Here is a 19,723-nt window from a genome sequence, read left to right as displayed (position 1 = left end):
TTCTTATAATCAATAATTATATGATTTATGAAATAAGACACGGATTAAATGTCAGTAAGTAAGGCTGGATAATAATAGACCATGTAAGATGACTACATTAAAGAAGGTTATGTTGTTCGTTCGCTTTGAGAGGCAGGGGCTATTTTATTTTCAGGGGTATCTTCTACAACACGGTCGCGGATATTGATATTGCTTCGTTTGATCATATATTGCATTTCTTTTTCTTTGTTTTGTTGTTTTAAGGGGACAAAAAAAGCCGCTTAACTCAAGGGAAAGCGGCAAAGTTTAAAATCTTAATATATTAGATGTCTATATAATATAATTGGTGTAAATGATAATAAAGGGTTTTGTATAATAAAAGAATGACTGAATAATCTTATGTAGTATTATTTTATGCTACTTTAATCTGTTTTTTCCCGGATCAGCTCAATCACTTTTTCCAATTGGGTATCCCTATCATTGTTAATTGCTTGCTGATCATATTTTACTTCTATGTCCGGTTTTATGCCTATACCCTCATAACTGATATTTTGAATATCTTTAAACATTAGCGAAGAAATGTATACTGAAAAAACGGGATTTTTAAACTGTCCCCCATTATAGATCGTATTTTCTGCCACCGGACCTGTAGCTCCGTATGTGCGCTCTCCTAAAAAATAACCATTAGGCAAGCTTTGAACCGCGAGTGTTGTTATTTCAGCCATGCTGGCTGAATACATATCGGCAAGAACGACAATAGGAACACTGATATTTATAGCTCCTGTTTGAGGCCTAACTTTAAATGGGATCCAGGGTGAATAATCGAGGCGTCCTTCCCCTTGTTTAGAACGTAAATATCCAAATACCATCGGCTCTTCGATCAGGTGCCCAAGTAATAAGTCTAAATCGTCGGAGTCGCCTCCAAGATTGCTTCGAATATCTAAAATAATACCTTTCAGGTTGGGTAGGGTAGTTATATTATCAAAAAAGTGATCCAATACAGGTGTGATAAAATCATCGTTTTCCTGTGAATAATACTCAGCCAGGTGAAAGTCAGAAAAATGCAGGTAGACAATATCATTATTGATGGTTCCTGTAACGATTTCGCTCTCCCCGTTGCTTCTTACCAACCCATCAGACAGATATACAGATGGAATAGTATTTATGAAGTGTTCACTTTCGAGAGGTTCATGGAAATTGTCTCTGTTTTGCAGGCGTAATAATCCGGGATTTATAGATGGTAAAATCTCGTTAATAAAAGACAGTTTGTAATGGCTATCGATCAAGCCCTGACAAATAGATGTGAAATATTCATGAGCTTTTTCTGCATCTTTGGGATTATCGATATCCAATTTTGCGAACAAAGGTTTGTATTTTGTATGGATAGCATCCCAGTCTGTGGTTTCAATATCCCAGAATACATAATTGTTATTCATGCCATTCCAATAGGCTTCAAATATCTGCTCGTAGGTAATGACAATATAATCCTCCGGGTTATTCGACTGTGCCATATCGTCTCGGCAGGAATTGAATAGGAATCCACAAACGAAGATAACTAATACATATAGTTTATGTTGCATAATAAATATATTTTAAACGATTAATTGGATTTTAATAAAGAGGATATGTTAAACATGCATCCTAATTGAAAGCCGATAGTATTGTTATAGCGGGGTGATTGGTTATTCATATAGTTTTTCTGTAAGTCGGTAAGACCATAATAGTAACGGGCTTCCATAAAAAATTTAGAAGTCTTGTTTAATGAATATTCTATACCCAACCCACAAAAGACACCGACCTCAAAACGATTATCACGGCGTTTGTCAAACTGGAATTTTTCTTTATAACTATAAAAATCATCCATATGTATATCCAGCATCGTGCCTTCTATATTTCTCCTAAGCAAATAACCACCATAGCCACCTACGTTTGTGAAACCTCTGAGAGATCTCCCTCCAAAGGAGAAATGTGCCATTAATGGTAATTGTAAATAAGAATTAGTTGTATTCTGGTATACTCCTGACAGAAGTCCGGTGCGTTCCCATCTGTGATTTTTTTGAATGTATGATAAGTCTGCTCCCAAAGCAAACCAATCGTTGAAATGATACTGGATCGGAACACTTAATACGAACCCTCCCCGGGGCTGATAACGTGTAAAAGAGCGGTATCCGGTACTTGCAGATAATGAATTATCCGTATATCCACCCGACAAACCTGCATAGAACTGAGCATGCAGATTATTTAATGAACTTAATGCTATAGTAAGTGATATAGCCAACAATAGTCTAATATTCATTTTTATATTTTTAATATGTTTAAATAAGTAAGTAATGTTTTTTTTATATGACACTCCGCTCATCCTTAAAATTAATCACGGTTCCCCATCCAATCGTAGCGAGACTTTCTTGCTTTTATCACCTTCTGACAGGGAATAGCATGAATTTCCAAAATATTCTATTTTTGACATAATTTAGCTATTTGTGCTTGCATACCCAATACCCATAAATACTATAAAGAACACCTTATTCATGCTGAGCTGATTTTTTTTTCAAAGTTCATTTTTGAGAGTGTTTTTCTGAAATTTATTTGACGAATCACAGGGTTGCCTTTGACGAATCGCAATATATCTATCGGTTAATCCGTTAATTTTGTAGTATGACAATAAAAAGCTATATAAAGGAAAATTATACTGTTTTCGCATTTTGGATAATGTTGTTTTTTGTGTTATGGTTGCAAATTATACCACAAACAGAATCTTTACTTGAAGCAACATTATATCCTATCCTTACACTAATATCAGTTTTTCCAGTTACAACATACCTTAGTGGAACTTTGCTCCAGAAGGCAATGAAGCAGAAAACTGTTGTGATTTTTATTATTCAGTTTCTTGGTATTTCTATTATTGTGGGACTGATTTTCAGCCTTTATTTATATTCTTTTGCGTTTTTAGAGAAAAAAGGTATTTTTCCTCACTCTGCATATTTTGATATGAGTGTGCCAACTTATTACGCATTGGTCTTTATATCATCCGGAATAGCAATAAATATATGTATTTGCGGGGTGTGTTTTTTTCAGGAAAATACAAAACTAAAAAAAGCTCTTATTGAATATCAACTACTCACTTTACAGCATCAGGTTACTCCGCATTTTATGTTCAATGTATTGAACCATATCCATATATTGATGCAAACAGATGTAGAATTGGCATCTGATCTGTTGATTAAATATTCTAAAATATTGCGTTACCAGTTATATAATGGAAATAAGCAGAATGTAACATTAGAACAGGATATACAATTTCTGAAAGATTTTATAGCAGTTGAAGAAATTCGCTGGGAGGGAAAGTTGACAGTTACTTGTTCGTGGAGAATAGAAAATAAAAAAACAGAGATACCGTCATTACTATTTATCACGTTTATTGAAAATGCATTTAAATATGTTTCGAAGTCTGATTTTGAAAAAGGGTATATCAATATTGATTTTGAACAAAAGGAAAAAACACTTTTCCTACATGTCCAAAATTCTAAATCTGTATTACCTATTACAAAAAATAATGCAGGCGGCTTAGGTTTAAAGAATATAAAACAGCGTTTGGAAATTCTATATTTCGGCAGGTATCACTTATCTGTAGAAGAAGCAGAGACCACATATCAAACTAAACTTATTATTAATACATAAAAATGGCTGAACTCATTTCAAAACATATAATACCTAGTAAGTTAAAATGCTTAGTGGTTGATGACGAATCTATTGCAATAAGAGGAATCGCCAATTATATCAGCAAATTAGACTTTCTTGAAGTTGCAGGTTCCTGCTCATCGGCATTAGAGGCAGCTGAGATACTCAAAAAGAAAGAAATAGACCTCATGTTTTTGGATATCAATATGCCTCATCTTTCAGGATTAGAGTTCTTAGAATCACTTGAAAAGCCTCCATTGACAATCATAACAACAGCTTATTCTGAGTATGCACTTGATGGATTCAGGCTTCATGTTGTAGATTATCTTATGAAACCGATTGCTTTCCAACGTTTTTTTCAGGCTGTATCGAAAGCTCAGGAAATGTTCTGTACTCAAATCATATTGCAAAATGAGAATGAAGGAGCTATAATGGATATGTATGTCCGGCAAGGAGATGCCTTCCAACGAATTGCATGGGAAGATATTCTTTATGCCGAAGGAATGCAGAATTATATAAAGCTATATTTTGGGGATAAGGTTTTGACAATCCATCAGACAATGACTTCTTTAGAAAAAATCCTGCCCAAAGATTATTTTTATAGAATACACCGGTCGTATCTGATAAACATATCTCATATTCATAAAATAGTAGGAGGGCAGGTTTATATCAATGGCAGTACCCTACCTATTGCAAAACCAAGACGAGAGGAATTGTTGAACACTGTGGTATATAAAAATTTGATAAGTAAATAGCATTTAACTGAAAGAATATGGAGACATTATTCCCGAATAAATAAGAAATTAGAGTGATCAGAGGCTTAATCTCTTCTAACTGATAAAATGATACATCATCTGAAATTCATGTTTTTTTTTAATTTTTTATAAAATCTTATGTATCTTTGTAACCGTTTTGGTGAATCGCTTAATTCTTGAGCGATGAGAGGGAATCAGGTGCAAATCCTGAACAGACCCGCTGCTGTAATCCCATTCTGTAAAGAATGTAAATAACTACACCACTGATTATGATCTTAGTAATCGGGAAGGTAAAGGGAAAGTCAGAAAACCTGCCGAAACATTAATGTTGGTAAGCCTTCGAGGTATAGGGGTTTGTCTTCGAGAAAAATAGCCTGCTTTTACATCTGTTTAAATAAAAGATGATATTGCCTGATTTGTGCCGAACATCAGGATATGGTAGTGCGTATTTCCTTAGAGCCATTCTGTGTGCAGTATGTAAAATACCTGCAGCCTGCCAGCATATTGAAGTTTGAGTAACAAACGGTAAATATAGTTGATGAACTCTTTTATTTACATAGTACTTTCTGTTCTTGCGATAACACTTTTTCTTTTGGATATTATGCTGGGCAGCATAACTATTCCTATGGCTGATATTATTGATATACTATTAGGCAAAGGATCTCATGTATCATGGGAGTATATTATTCTGAATTTTCGTCTGCCTAAAGCGATAACGGCCGTATTTGTTGGTGCAGGTATTTCTTCTTGCGGATTACTGATGCAAACCCTTTTTCGTAATCCATTGGCAGATACATCTATCTTAGGAATAAGTAGCGGGGCGAGCCTGGGGGTGGCATCCTTTGTTATGATATCGGCACTGTTTCCTGTATTTATACCTGCATCTGTTTCGTCAAACTATTGGGGAATGGTGTTGTCGGCGATAATTGGCGCTTCGATAATCCTTTGTTTGGTTTCTTCTATCATATCGTGGCTTAAAGACATTGTATCAGTGTTGATTATCGGGGTCATGTTTGGTTTTGTAACCAGTTCCATTGTTGCTATAATGCAGTATTTCAGCGACCCGGAAATTATCAAAAATTATATCGTATGGTCGTTTGGCAGTTTAAATGGTACAACATGGAATCAACTTCAATATTTGATACCGGTTGTGTCGGTCGGATTGCTCGTTTCTCTTTCCTTGCCCAAATACCTAAATTCTTTATTATTGGGTGATAATTATGCCCGCAGTGTAGGTATACATATTCGTAGAGTAAGGTTTACTATTGTTTTTATAACCAGTATTATTACGGGAACTCTAGTTGCATTTACCGGTCCCATAAGTTTTATCGGCATTGCGGTTCCTCATTATACCCGCATTCTGTTTCGGACAACCAGCCATCGTGTTTTATTGCCCGGAGCCATGCTTTGCGGAATCTGTCTGATGTTGTTTTGCGATATTATTACACAGTTTCCGGGTAATGGAATCATATTACCTATCAATGCTGTAACTTCTATTATGGGAGCTCCTGTAGTTGTCTTTATCATTATAAAACGAAGAAAACTCCGCAAAACTATTTTTAATTGACAGGAAGATGAATGACTATATATTTCCATACGAGGAAGAGATTGTAAAGTTAAGCTTGGTGACTACAGGCTATAATGATCGAAAGTCTGAGAAAATAGTATCGAAAGACATCTCTGTAAGTATCTCTAATGGCGAATTAGTTTCATTGATTGGAGCAAATGGCTGCGGAAAATCGACGTTGATGAGGTGTATCGGAGGATTACAATCAGTGTTGGGTGGAGATATTCAGATAAAAGGGAAGGATGTCTCAAAAATGTCATCTATGGAAAGAGCCCGAAGTCTGAGTTTGGTTCTCACTGATCAGATAGAAGCAACTAATCTGACCGTATATGATATTGTATCTAACGGTCGTTATCCACATATCGGATATTTAGGTAAGCTGTCTGAAAACGATTGGATGATTATAGATAAATCATTGGATATCTGTTTTTTGAGAGGGTGGGGCGATCGGATATATTCAAGCCTCAGCGACGGCGAAAAGCAACGGGCGCTGATAGCCAGAGCTTTATCACAGGATACACCTTTGATGTTGCTTGATGAACCTACTGCTCATCTGGATTTACCTAATCGGGTGGAAATGATGAGGATGTTGAACGAATTGGCAAAGAAAACCGGAAAAGCAATATTGATTTCGACTCATGAACTGGATTTGGCTATGCAGTGGTCTGACACTATATGGTTGATGAACACTGAAGGTCGTTTAATTCGAGGGATTCCTGAGGATATAGTGCTTAGTGCGAAGATAAGCGAATGTTTCAGTAATAAGAATATTTTTTTCGATATGCAGTTGGGGAACTTCAAGTCGAATAAGGAGAATACACACCTTGTAACAATTCAAGGGGAAGGTATTCGTCGTATTTGGACAGAAAGAGCCTTGGAGCGTATCGGGTTTGTAAATACCGATATTAGCGAAGGTATCCCCATAATAACGGTATTTGAAGATAACTGGAAGTTATCTTTTAATAAAACCGAACAAATTTATTATTCACTGGAAGATATACTTGGCACTCTTCGTACTGATAATTATTGGCATTCAATCTTAAAATGAATAATAGAATCATTTAATTATTATACTTAAAACAATGAAAAAAGCCTTTATTCCCGTTTGTTTAATGACGGTGATGAGTATTGGAGTCTATGCTCAAAACTCCGATGCACTTGCTGAACAGCAACTGAATGATGTTACGATTTATGCCAGTAAAACACAGGCATTGCTGAAAGACCTTCCGAATAAGATCGAGGTGATTAATAAACGCCAGATTGATGCTTCGGGTATCAATAATCTGACAGATCTGTTAAAGACATATGTTAATGTGGATGTGATAGAATATCCCGGTTATAATTCTTATTTCAGTATCAGAGGTTTTAAACCTACCGAAGGTAAATATACCAGTATATTGATTGATGGAGTGCCGGCCGGAACTACTAATATGGCTACACTATCATTGGGTGATGTCGAACAGATCGAATTCCTTAAAGGCCCATTTTCTTCGATGTACGGATCCGATGCTATGGGAGGCGTTGTTAATATTGTAACCAAAAAGAATAAAGGAAAGTTGACAGGAACTGCTAAAGTTGGTGTTGGTAGCTATCAGTCAGCAAAAGGAGCTTTTACTGTCGGTGGACGTGTCGCAGGAGGTTTATCATTCGATGCAAGCTTTGATTATTCGTCTCAGGCACGCAACTATAAAATCGGGAGCCATAATATTCTGGATATGTCGGCTACCGATAAAGCTATTGTCGGAGAAGATACTTATGGCATACGTATGATCGGATCTACTTATAATGGGTTGAGCGGAAAGGTGCGTGTCGGTTATGATTTTAACCCTAATTGGTCATTGGATTTTACTCACATGTTGTTTGCAGGTAAAGACTTACCGCAAGGAGGAAACGTATGGGCATCTTACGGAACAAAGAAAAAAGACGTCACCCGTAACAATTCCAAATTTGAGTTAAAAGGAAAAGCCGGAATACATAATATTCTGTTTGCACCCTATTATTCAACTTCCCGTACTCAGACATATAATACCAATTCTGATACAGCCTATGTTACTACAGATAGCCAATTGAAGACTTATGGTTATACACTTAACGATAATATACAATTGGGAAATCACAAAATAGCTTTTGGATTGGATAGTAAGAACGAATTAAACAAACTGACATCATTCTCAAATAGGGATGTAATTAAAGCTGCTTATAAACCGAACTATCGAAATTCGGCAATGGGGGTATATGTTCAGTCGAATCTGAAATTCTTAGACGATAAATTGAATATATCACTTGGAGCTCGTTACGATTACATTGATTTTAAACTGAAGAGAACTCCGGGATTGGATAATGACCCTAAAAAAGAAAGCTATAATATCATTAATCCTAATGTAGGATTTAAGTACGAAATGCTGAAAGGATTAGCTTTCCATTCGAGTTTCGGAACAGCATTCAGTATGCCTGATGCTTATCAGAAGGCCGGAGAGTATTTATACAATGGTACAATAACTGTCGGTAATCCGGAGCTGAAACCCGAAAAATCTCAAACTCTTGATGCCGGATTATCTTTTAGCAAACCTAAACAGGGTATTGACTTAGATGTTACTTATTTCTATACATGGAATCAGGATTTTATTGTAGAAGAATTATATACTGAAAATGGGCAGAAATATAAAACGTTCAATAATGCTGATAAAGCTAAGAAAAGCGGTATTGAGGTAATGGCTTCGTATGATTTCGGAACTCTTTTCGAACGAAAATTTGCTCTTAAGTTATACGGAAATCTTACATGGATGTTTCTGTATGACGATTATAGCAACGGTGTGTGGAATAAAACATGGTCGGTAAGGAAGCAGAATGCTAATTTCGGACTTGATTTTCTATCGAATAAAGGCTTCAGTGCACGATTGAATGGTCGTTTTATGGGACACCGCATCGAGAAAAATTATATTGCAGCGACCTATCGTCCCGATCTGAAAAAGCTGCAGGAAGAAACTCAACCCGATTTAGTGGCTAATTCGCTGATCAAGCATCCCGAATTTTTGGTTTTCGATTTTAATACATCATTCCCCGTCACACAGAAAGTAAGTGTAGGTGTGGTTGTAAATAATATACTTGACGAAAACTATACCGAAAAAGACGGTTATAATATGCCGGGACGTAATTTTCAATTAAAGGCATCTGTTTCTTTCTAAGTTGAAAAGATATGAAAGCTAATTTCATTATTGCTTTGGCTCTGTCCTCTCTGACTGTGGTATCTTCTTGCTCTTTCAATAAGCAGGTTCAGCCAAACACAGAGAGGTCGAGTATACAAGACTCACTTGACTTCAACCATAAGGTTGAGGTCAAGTCTGCTAAGAAGCTAAGGATAAATAATTTTGCCGATCATAAAGAAGTATATGTAATCAATCCGTTTGCGAGCGATACTATTGCGACTTATGTTTTGGCTCTGAAACAGACTGTTTTGGATTCAAATACCGAATCGAGAGGTTTGGTAATCAGAGTGCCCATACAATCTATCGTATGCCTATCATCTACTCATGTCGGAGCACTTGAGTTATTGAATCTGAGAGATAAAATTCTCGGTACAACTAATATTACTCATTATTGGGATGAAGAGGTAAATTCCCTTATATCAGCAGGAAAGATAAAAGAAGTTGGAAAGGGTTTGAATGTTGATGTCGAACTTATAACATCTTTAATGCCGGATGTTGTCGTAAAGAATGACCATAGTAAAAATATCAAGGAGAAAGAATTGGAAGCTGTGGGTATTCACACTGTTTTTTATAATGACTGGAGAGAAGGAGATCTTTTGTCGAGAGCCGAATGGATAAAAATGATGGGATTACTTTTTTGTAAGAATATCGAGTCTGATTCGATATTTGGCGAGATAGTAAAAAGATATGATACTGTAAAAGGATTAGCTGCTAGTGCAAAAGTTTCTCCTCAAGTACTTATAGCCCAAGATATAAAAGGAACGTGGTATGTGCCCGGAGGTGAGAGTTATGTGCCTGCTATGCTGAAAGATGCCAATGCTTATACCAAAACAATAGAGGGAGTAAGTACTTCTATGCCTTGTAGTTTCGAAAAGATATACGAGAATCATCGCAACAGCCCTTATTGGATCAGCTTGAAAGGTGGAACGGTAGCGTCTCTTGATGAATTCGGGTCGATGAGTGAGCATTACAAAGAATTTGAGGCATTCCGATCGGGCAATGTTTACATCAACAATAAAAGAGTAAAACCGCAGGGTGGAAATGATTTTTGGGAAACCGGAGCATATAAACCTGATGTGATTTTGAAAGATTTAGTGAAAATTCTTCATCCCGAACTTCTTCCCGATTATGAAACTTATTACTGGCGGAAATTGAAGTAGAGCTCATTCCATATTACAGGTTCTTTTGTGAGTTTTATCTATTAGCAAAGGCCATGAAAGGATGGAGACAACGGAGCTTGAAATAGAAAAGGGTAACAACCGAAAATATACACAAAGAGAGTAACCTTTGTAACCTTTTGTTTTTAACGTATTGAATTACAGTAGCAAGAAAAAGGTAATGTGATGAGAAAAATCGATATAGGTGTTACCTTTTAGTCCTACAAATAAAGTATCACAATAGAATAAAATAAGGTTTTGAGTTCTTAGATTGCATTATCATGAAAATAAAACAATTGGTGTTTTTTATTTTACTTTTGAGTTTATCCTCAATTCTTCAATCGCAGACAAAAGTCAGCTTTCTGGTTGATGATGGGTTTGGTGCGAGTGTAAATCGAAGTATGCATTTGTTGAAAAAGACATATCCGGATATTGCAAAAAAATGTCAGTTTCAGGAATTTATTTATTCTAATTATCATGAGAGTGATCTCGATTTCTTCGAAAATTCCGATTTGATATTTATAGCCTTACATAATAATGGCTATATATTCAAAGCGAAAGCTCAACTGTTATCCGCCCTCAATCGGGGGGCCAAGGTCTACGCCTTAAATATGTCGCATGAGTATGATAGTGAGTTGCAATCGTGGGGTGTTCGTTTTGATGAATGGACTTTAGCAGCATTCAAAAATGGTGGAGAAAATAATATAATGAATATCGTTCTGCAAAAATTAAATAAAGATTTCGGATTCGATTGTTCTTATGGAGATATTGAGCTGACACCGTTTTCGGGTATTTATAATTATAAGAATAAAAGGTTGCATACCAACATCGGTTCTTTTATTTCAGAAAGGCATGATCTGAAAGAGTCTCAGCCATGGATTGGACTGGTAGTAGGGAGAAGTGATCTTACCAAAGCCCAATATTTGTATATGGATGCTTTTATACAAAATATCGAAAATGAAGGCTTCAATGTTCTGCCCGTATTTACCTCGCAACAACCCGGAAGCCAGCAAGACGAAGCATTAAAAAGATATTTTACACCTTCCGATACTATGCCTCAAGTGAGTGCTATACTCAATTTGGGATGTTGGTTTAATATCCGTCCGGCTCAGGAGAGAGAGGTATTGGAAGAATTAGGTATACCGGTCATTAATGGGATTATATTGGACACTAATCAGAAAGACTGGGAAGAATCATTGATTGGGATCAATATATATAATCGGTCAAATTTAGTAGCTATTCCTGAGCTGGTGGGTTATATCAACCCGTCTGTAGCAGTTGTTTTTGATGATGTCAGCCATAATGTCAAAATCAAAAATGCAGTTGATTATCAGATGAAAACTATTCTTGGTCGGATAAGAAATATTTATAATCTGCAATCTAAGCCGAATAAAGACAAGCATATAGCCTTGATATATTATAGTTATCCTCCCGGAAAAGAAAATATCGGAGCAAGTTATCTAAATGTCTTACCCAATAGTCTGGTGTCTATACTGAAAAGACTTCAGCATGAGGGATATAATACCGGCTCTAATCCGATAGACAGTGCGACAGTATTTAATAAGGTTATGGATGCCGGACGCAATATCGGGTCGTGGGCTCCTGCCGAAGTAGACAAATTAGTGAAGACAGGAGAGCCTGTATTGGTTCCGATGGATATATATAAGAAATGGTATAATAATATGTCGCCCAAAATACGGGCTGAGATGGAACATAAATGGGGGCGACCCGAAGACTCACAGTTGATGACATGGACTGATAAATACGGGCAGACCTATTTTGTTTTACCTATGATTAAATATGGTAATATCGTATTGACACCCCAACCTCCAAGAGGATGGGAAGATAATGCAAAGAGTTTGTATCACGATCCGTTAGTACCTCCGCCACATCAATATCTCGCATATTATCTGTACCTTAAGTTCGGATTGAAAGCCGATGCTGTAGCACATATCGGAACACATGGAACACATGAGTGGCTGCCGGGAAAAGAAGCCGGATTGAATCGTGACGATTACCCCGAAGCCCTGATTATGGATATTCCGAATATCTATCCGTATATTGTCGATAATGTTGGAGAGGGTTTACAGGCCAAACGACGTGGACAGGCTGTAATAATAGACCACATGACTCCTTCGTTTGATAAAGCATCATTGAACCCAGAGTTGAGAGACGTAAAAAATAGTATATCAAAATATTATGATCAAAAAAGCAAAAGCCCGATAGCATCCCGCATAATATACGGCGATCTGGTATCTAAGATCGATTCTTTGGGTATCTTGAAAGATCTGAGTATAGATAGTATAACCGATCAGAACCTGGAAATAATAGATGATTATATCAAAGAAATAGAAGAAAAGCAAACTCCATTCGGATTGCATACTTTTGGAGTATCTCCACCCGAAAAGTATATAGAAAGTACTACTGATGCCATTATGTCTATGAAAAAAGACATATCCGGCGATGCAAGAAACAAATTCAGGCAAGAGGTAAAGAATAACCTGATAAAATCGGGAGAAGAAGAACTGAATTCTTTTATAGATGCTCTGAATGGAAAATATATTCGTTCCGGTACGGGTAATGATCCCATTCGTAATCCAAGTTCACTACCAACCGGTAAAAACTTCTTTGCTTTTGATCCGAGACTCATACCTTCGAGATCTACTTATAGCTTTGGAGAGAAACTTGCCGAAGAATTGATCGTTAAATATCGGTCTGATAACAAAGGTGAGTATCCTTCGAAAGTAACTATAAATCTATGGACAGTAGAATGTATCCGTAACGAGGGGACTATGGAAGCCCAGGCATTGAGTCTGCTTGGGGTAAGACCTGTTTACAATAGTTCGGAGCAGGTTGTGGATTTAGAACTGATTCCCAAGGAGGAATTAAAAAGGCCTCGGGTAGATGTAGTTTTCGCTCCCTCGGGATTGTATCGGGATATATTTCCGGAGCTTATGGCTCTATTGGATAAGGCGGTTTCTATAGCCAGAACAGCAGATGAAGATAATAACTTTGTACGTCAGCATATTCTGGAATCGGAAGATAAATTGAAAAAAATGGGAGTTGCCGATGATTCATTGGCACAGCGTATTGCATCCGTTCGTTTATTTACAAGCCCATCGGGATCATACGGGACAGGTGTAAGCGGTACGGTTCAGGCATCCGGCACGTGGGATGATGAAAAAGATGTGGCAGAAATATATTTCAATAGGATGGGGCATTTGTACGGACAAGGTTTCTGGGGGACTAAAGTTGAAGACGAATATACCTACTTACCGAAAGATTTCTCGAAGAATGTGTTTAAAAATGCTTTATCAGGAACAAAAGTGGCTTTGCACAGCAGGTCGTCAAATATGTATGCTTTGCTAGATAATGATGATATGTTCCAGTATCTGGGGGCAACGGCAATGGCTATCAGAACACTCGATGGGAAATCGCCTACCGTAATGCTGACAAATATGATTGATCCGACAGCTCCGAATCAGGAGACTCTTGAAAAGTTTCTCGGGCGTGAGCTTAAAACCCGTTATTTGAATCCGAAGTGGGTTGACCAAATGGTAAACGAAGGATATGCCGGAGCCCGCTTTATTAATAAGATGGTGTTTAATCTCTGGGGGTGGGAGGCTACTATGCCCGAATCGGTGAGTGATAATGATTGGAATCAGATCTATGAAACCTATATCGAAGATAAGTACAAGCTGAATATCAAGCAGCGATTCAAAGACAGTGGTAACTTGTATGCTTACCAATCGATGCTCTCCCGAATGATAGAAACTGTAAGAAAAGGTTACTGGCAGGCCGATGAGCAAACTCTAAATAAGATGCTGACCCAGTTTAATGAAACGATTAAGGATGTAGGATTAGCCTGCAATCTGAATGTTTGTAATAACGAAAAACTGATTGATTATATTTCGGGTAAGATAAACGATATGCCGTCAATGTCAGCAGAAGAAAAATCGAGATATAAATCGGCTCTTCAGAAGTTAAAATCTTCAAGTAAAGGCGGGAATGATATTGATAAAGGTAAATCTGAAAGCGATCTTAATATTTCTATAAAATCGACTTTCAAAGATCTGAATAAAAAGATGGGAAAGTGATAATGTTATTGTAGAAGTCATACCTGTTTAAGAAAAAGCGGTGCCCTTGTTGCAGAAAGGAGTTTGAATGCAGGCATAATGATATTTTATCTATAGATATATTTAGATGCAGATGCTCTGGCATATAAGTTGTATCCGGATATTTATGCCTGCAGTGTTTGAAAGAGCTGAAAGCTAGTTTCTATACATTGGGTTTGGATCAGAAATAGACTTATTATTCATTTAAATGCTATTTCTTTTTTCTCAGTTTACGTCTGATTGCCTTATAGCTTAGGTATAATCCTGTTAAAGAGATAAATGTTCCTGCTATCATAGTGGTCCACATCAGAATGTTCCAAAGAACAGGCCTATCCAATAACCATTTTATACTAAAGCTGTGTAATGCCTGATATGTCCATTTGCGGGCTTTGGTATTTGTATTGAAATAACTTATATCGGCTGTATAAGGATTGATATAATAAAGGCTTTTATCTCTATCGGCTACTGATACTTTATATACCGGTAACGGGAGTTTATTCTTTTTATGGATGTAGTAATTATCATAATCGTGAAGTTCTTCGATAGTTATCGGTTCGGGGTGAATGGCTTGTAATCGTTTTTTGATGTCATGCTGTGATAAACACAGAGGTTTTACACGATCAGAGGTGGCATCTATGTAATGCATACTATCGCCGATAACAGCTTTATAATAGTCTAAATCGCCGAAAGATGCCCATTCCAGTTTTTTGATACTTCCTGCATATTGGTGCAATACAGTCTTGTAGTTGAGTGCATACTCAAGCGGATGTTTTTTTAACGGATTGAGTGTCGCAGTTGTTTGCAAATCAGTGTTGTATGTTTTTATTATCCATTGCGGGACTTTTTGTAAAGACATCATTCCGCTAAATGCAAACGTGAAAACGAATATACCAAAGATAAATCCCAGAATATGATGCCATTTGTATGCAAATCTTTTATAGGGGCTGCTTATCTCTTTTTTCTGTTTGTATCGTTTGTAAAATGATCTGAATCCGATTATCAGTCCTGTTATACATAGCAAAGAACCTATACCTGAAAGCCAGATTACAATACCTTTCCATAAGTCGGTATTATGTCTTAGATTTGCAATATAAAGCCAGTGGGGAATAGCTCCTATCCATGCCCAGAAGCGGTTGTCGGAATTGGTATACTGTATACCTTCTCCGCTTAAAGAGGATACATAAAGTTCGGATTGTAAAGAATCTTTATAGTGAAATTTATATGCGGGAAAATCGATGATGTACTTATCGTACGGGAGCCATCGATCCAAACTATGGATTGTGTCTATCCTGCTTATCGTAGAGGTATTCAGGTTTGATGCATAGTTGTATATTTCTGAATAAGTATATCTCTCGCCGAAAGTTCCGTTCTGATCAGTCAGATACGTATTGTCTTTGTCTTTTGTTTCAATCAGAAAATTACCATCCGATTTAGCTTTTAATATGCAATATTCGGTATTGCTATTGGAATTCAGTGCAGATAAAATACTGTCGCAATGGTGTAACGTATGTATATCAATAGCAACTAATCCTTTATATTTCTCAGAATTGCTGATCTTGGGGAAGTTATGATATATCATTACAAATCCCGAAAGGAACCATAATACAAACAGAATACTGAGTAGTGTACCCAGTATTCTGTGAAACTTATATAATAGCTTCTTTATCATTTACTTTAAGCTATATGACAGTGATATCATGTAATTTCGGCCTATAGACGGAATTATTTGTCGTCCGTATGTATTTGTAGCATACTCTTTGTCAAAGACATTATTCAAATTCGCCGAGATTGTCACTCCGTTATTTAGCTTGTAGGATGCTCCTAAATCTGTGATTACATGAGATGCAAGAGTAACGTCTTTAGTGAGATTGCTATACATTTTGTCTGTATACGAAACTGTATAATTCAATTGTAGCCCTTTTAACAAATTCGATGAGAATAAATAATCACCAGTTGTATAAAACATATTACGCGGAACATAAGCAAGTTGTACATCTTTGTCGTTTTCAACATCCAGATAAATAGTCTTTTTTATATCTCCTACCACTGCGTGGGTATATGTGTATCCAAATGCGAGAGAAAGGTTTTTTACAGGCTTTAGTCCTGCTTCCAGTTCAAAACCTTTCGATGTGGTTGTTCCAACCTGCCCGACAACAGACTTGCCTTTGTCTTCCCCTTCTTCAGTAATAGTTGTCAGGTTTTTTTTCTCATTGGTTCTTTTTATATAATAAGCACTTGCTGAAGCATAAAAGATATTCTTGAATGAATATCTGGCTCCGATTTCACCTTGATATCCTCGTTGGGGCTTGAATGTTTCCTTGCTGTTCTGCGGATCATAACGATTACCATCGGAGTCGATATAAACTGTGTTTTCGCTGTAAAAATCCCTGTATGGCTGGAAGAAGTTCGAGAAAGATCCATATACAGACAGTGATTCAATAGGCAGATAAACTAGTCCTGCACGGTATGTAAACGCCGAGTTCTGGGTTGACACATAAGGTTGTGTTCTGTCGTATTTCCATTTGCCATCAGTGACGTCGTCATCTTTTATAGTCTTTTTATAGTCTACATAATCGTAACGCCCCGCTAACATCAATTTAAGTTGTTTGCTTAGTTCGAATATATTCTGGAGATAAATTCCATGCAAATACATTTCCGAGGGGTAAGCCTTGCTGAACTTAGTTTTCATATAACCCATACTTTGCGGATCATAAACAGATACCTTCGAATAAAGTCCGGGACCATATACATCTCCGCTGCTATTTAAGGGATCTGTTGCCGGAGCTTTGTTATAGCCTTTATACGAGTGCCTGAAATATCCGACAAAAGCATATCCGCCCAGATATTCGTACTTTATACTTCCCAAATTCAGTTTACCGGAAATCTCCAGCTGATTGTTTATCATATAAGACTTGTGGGCGAATTTTAAAGGATTAGTTAATTGTACGGTATCCAGACTGATGTATTTCTTTGCGATACTTCCATCTGCTTGAGACACATTGTAATAATGGTTGTAAATAGGATTGTTGCTTGTAAGATAACTAAGAGGTTCTGTACTGAAATAGTCTAAGATATCGTAAGTATAGGTAAGATATTCATTGATGTTGAAGGCCTGTGAAATCTGGTTGGTATATCTGGCCGATATGTTTACTCCATTATTAATGAACAGATCGGATTCATTATTATATCTGGCTCTTCTGTTTAATCCGGCTAATGAGCTTCCTTTCGAGAGATATAAATTCCCATCGGCATTGTAAATGTCATTCGACATTGTTGGAGGCAAGCCTACATCTGTGCCATATTTATCCCTGTTGAACCCTCCCCGCAGTTCTAATGACTGCTTACTGTCGATGTCATAAGCTAAAGCCATATAACCGGATAGTCTTTTGTCATTTGTATGTCTGTATCCTTCGTTGTCAGAAAAATTAAATACAGTTCGGTATCTCAGTGATTTGTATATTGAACCACCGAAATCGATCATCGCTTGTTTGTTGTCATACGATCCATATGTCAACCGTGTATTAAGAATGTTTTCGACCGAAGGAGCTTTGCGTACGACATTAAGTATTCCTCCTGCAGCAAATTGTCCGTGTAAAACCGATGCCGGTCCCTTTAACAACTCCATGGATTCAACAGATGCAAAATCCGGAAAAGGCGCAGAGTTTCCGGGTGGAACAAATCTTTCATCCTTTACTCCATCTATCATAATCGGGGTAACATCAAAACCTCTGACCTCTAGTCTTTGGTACGCTCCATAGACTGTACGCATATGCGCTCCCGGTAAGAATTTTATGGCATCTTGAATATGGGTTATTCCTCTGACATCCCATACTGTATTAGAAACTGTAGAGACAGAAACCGGTAAATAAGTAAGAGGTACATTTAAACGGGTTACTTTAATGTCCTGTTTTTTGTTACTTAATACTGTTACTTCTTTGATGGAGTGTACAGTATCGGTGATACTGCTTGTTTGTGCATGAATTGTAGACGCATAGAACATAGGCAGGCATAGCAACCCACTCATTAGGACATGGAGGTGTCCGTAACTTCTTTTTTTCATTCAGAGAAAGTGTACTTAAAATAATGAGACAATTTATTCCTGACCCCGGGAATATGTTTATTTACAATAATCTGGCAGGTTTCCTGACTTGTTTCACCTCAAATGCCTTCCCGTTTTTAATTAACAGTGGCTTGAAGATTGGTTTTGAGGCTATCAATGAAACTTACAGTAGCGGGCACTGCTCCGGATTTTCACCGGATTCCCTTTTCACACAATCAATGGATATTAATTGTATCACCAAATCAAACACAAAGGTAAATAACATTTTTTAGATCTTTCATTAAAAAAGCTTTTATCTGGATTTCTTTTCAAATACAGACTAAGAGAAGCTCACATTTTTTTGTTGTGTATCAATCTTACTGTTGTATTTTATGATGTCTTGCAAAGAGTTGATATCAACTAAGTCTGCGCTTTATGCCCATTCGCTAAATTTATACCTACTTATAGGTATAGAGTACATTTTAAATCATTATGTAATGCGATTCTGACTCTCCTGATAGTTTAGTACTTTTGATATTCTAAAAAAAAGATTGGAAATGAAATACAGTAATGAAGAGTTATCTAAACAATTGCGGTGTCCTGAAGGTGCTGAGGCTCGTCAAATAGGAGAGAATATGTTTCAATCGAATTGCAATATGATATTTGAAACCATAAACACTCTTGATATCCGCCCGAACTCGAAAGTATTTGAAATAGGATTTGGAAACGGAATGCATTTATCTTATCTGTTCGAAAGAGAAACCTCTTTGAAGTATCAAGGTGTGGAGATTTCACAGGCGATGGTAGATGAGTCAAATTTAAATAATCAGGAATTAGTGAAGTCTGGGCGAGTTGCATTTATCAATACTTCTGAATCTGATTTTTCGTTTATTCCGTCTTCCTCTTTCAATTATTGTTTTTCGGTTAACACACTTTATTTCTGGAATAATCCTCAGAGATACTTTGATGAGATATACCGCATTTTGGAAAGGAATGGTGCTATTGCTATCAGTTTTATGAGTAAATCTTTTGGGGAAGGATTACCTTTTACTCAAGCAGGTTTTACTTTCTATGAAACGGGAGATGTCGAGAGATTCCTTTTCGGCTCGGGATTCATTAATGTGCGGTCGGTAATGTTAACCGAAGATGCGATTAGCAAAAACGGTCAGAAAGTAGAGCGTTCTTTTGTTATTCTTTCAGCAAACAAAGATTGATGTATTAGAAAAC

The 19,723-nt window shown here is 36.9% G+C and carries 12 protein-coding genes and 2 riboswitches; of the genes, 8 read left to right on the top strand and 4 right to left on the bottom strand.

Annotated elements, in window-relative coordinates; all coding sequences use genetic code 11:
- Positions 1-401: 401 nt before the first annotated feature.
- A complete protein-coding gene (locus AABJ51_RS06005; RefSeq protein ID WP_338374784.1) occupies positions 402-1,559 on the bottom strand; it encodes a S41 family peptidase in 1,158 nt (385 codons plus the stop codon).
- 20 nt (positions 1,560-1,579) lie between these two features.
- Positions 1,580-2,275 (bottom strand): porin family protein, encoded by a 696-nt coding sequence (locus AABJ51_RS06000; protein WP_338374783.1) that lies wholly within the window; start codon positions 2,273-2,275, stop codon positions 1,580-1,582.
- Positions 2,276-2,826: 551 nt separating this feature from the next.
- Between AABJ51_RS06000 and AABJ51_RS05995 the strand changes: the two genes are divergently transcribed.
- From AABJ51_RS05995 to AABJ51_RS05965, 7 genes are all read left to right on the top strand, one after another.
- The gene (locus AABJ51_RS05995; protein WP_338374782.1) at positions 2,827-3,657 is read left to right on the top strand and encodes a sensor histidine kinase; all 831 of its coding nucleotides are present in this window, start codon (positions 2,827-2,829) and stop codon (positions 3,655-3,657) included.
- Positions 3,658-3,659: 2 nt separating this feature from the next.
- A complete protein-coding gene (locus AABJ51_RS05990; RefSeq protein ID WP_338374781.1) occupies positions 3,660-4,412 on the top strand; it encodes a LytR/AlgR family response regulator transcription factor in 753 nt (250 codons plus the stop codon).
- Positions 4,413-4,553: 141 nt separating this feature from the next.
- Positions 4,554-4,745, top strand: a riboswitch (cobalamin riboswitch).
- Between the two features lie 205 nt (positions 4,746-4,950).
- A complete protein-coding gene (locus AABJ51_RS05985; RefSeq protein WP_338374780.1) occupies positions 4,951-5,979 on the top strand; it encodes an iron chelate uptake ABC transporter family permease subunit in 1,029 nt (342 codons plus the stop codon).
- 7 nt (positions 5,980-5,986) lie between these two features.
- Entirely contained in the window at positions 5,987-7,027 is a 1,041-nt protein-coding gene (locus AABJ51_RS05980) for an ABC transporter ATP-binding protein (protein ID WP_338374779.1), read from the top strand.
- A 34-nt stretch (positions 7,028-7,061) separates the two neighbouring features.
- Positions 7,062-9,164 carry a TonB-dependent receptor domain-containing protein gene (locus tag AABJ51_RS05975; protein WP_338374778.1) on the top strand — a complete coding sequence of 701 codons (2,103 nt, stop codon included), beginning with the start codon at positions 7,062-7,064 and terminating at the stop codon, positions 9,162-9,164.
- Positions 9,165-9,175: 11 nt separating this feature from the next.
- A complete protein-coding gene (locus AABJ51_RS05970) occupies positions 9,176-10,345 on the top strand; it encodes an ABC transporter substrate-binding protein (protein WP_338374777.1) in 1,170 nt (389 codons plus the stop codon).
- A 278-nt stretch (positions 10,346-10,623) separates the two neighbouring features.
- On the top strand, positions 10,624-14,439 hold the full coding sequence (locus AABJ51_RS05965) for a cobaltochelatase subunit CobN (RefSeq protein ID WP_338374776.1): 3,816 nt from the start codon (positions 10,624-10,626) through the stop codon (positions 14,437-14,439).
- Between the two features lie 229 nt (positions 14,440-14,668).
- On the opposite strand, the gene AABJ51_RS05960 is transcribed toward AABJ51_RS05965, so the two are convergent.
- Both AABJ51_RS05960 and AABJ51_RS05955 read right to left on the bottom strand, forming a co-directional pair.
- Entirely contained in the window at positions 14,669-16,126 is a 1,458-nt protein-coding gene (locus AABJ51_RS05960; protein ID WP_338374775.1) for a PepSY domain-containing protein, read from the bottom strand.
- Positions 16,127-18,517 carry a TonB-dependent siderophore receptor gene (locus AABJ51_RS05955; RefSeq protein ID WP_338374774.1) on the bottom strand — a complete coding sequence of 797 codons (2,391 nt, stop codon included), beginning with the start codon at positions 18,515-18,517 and terminating at the stop codon, positions 16,127-16,129.
- Positions 18,518-18,573: 56 nt separating this feature from the next.
- A riboswitch (cobalamin riboswitch) is annotated at positions 18,574-18,774 on the bottom strand.
- A 279-nt stretch (positions 18,775-19,053) separates the two neighbouring features.
- Between AABJ51_RS05955 and AABJ51_RS05950 the strand changes: the two genes are divergently transcribed.
- Positions 19,054-19,710, top strand: a complete 657-nt coding sequence (locus tag AABJ51_RS05950; protein WP_338374773.1) for a class I SAM-dependent methyltransferase — start codon at positions 19,054-19,056, stop codon at positions 19,708-19,710.
- Positions 19,711-19,723: the final 13 nt, after the last annotated feature.

Source organism: Indolivaga capnocytophagoides, from assembly GCF_036511535.1.
GTDB classification, from domain to species: Bacteria; Bacteroidota; Bacteroidia; order Bacteroidales; family Dysgonomonadaceae; genus Dysgonomonas_A; species Dysgonomonas_A capnocytophagoides.
Note: the sequence above shows the minus strand (reverse complement) of the source record. Positions and strands in the feature narration are given on the sequence as shown.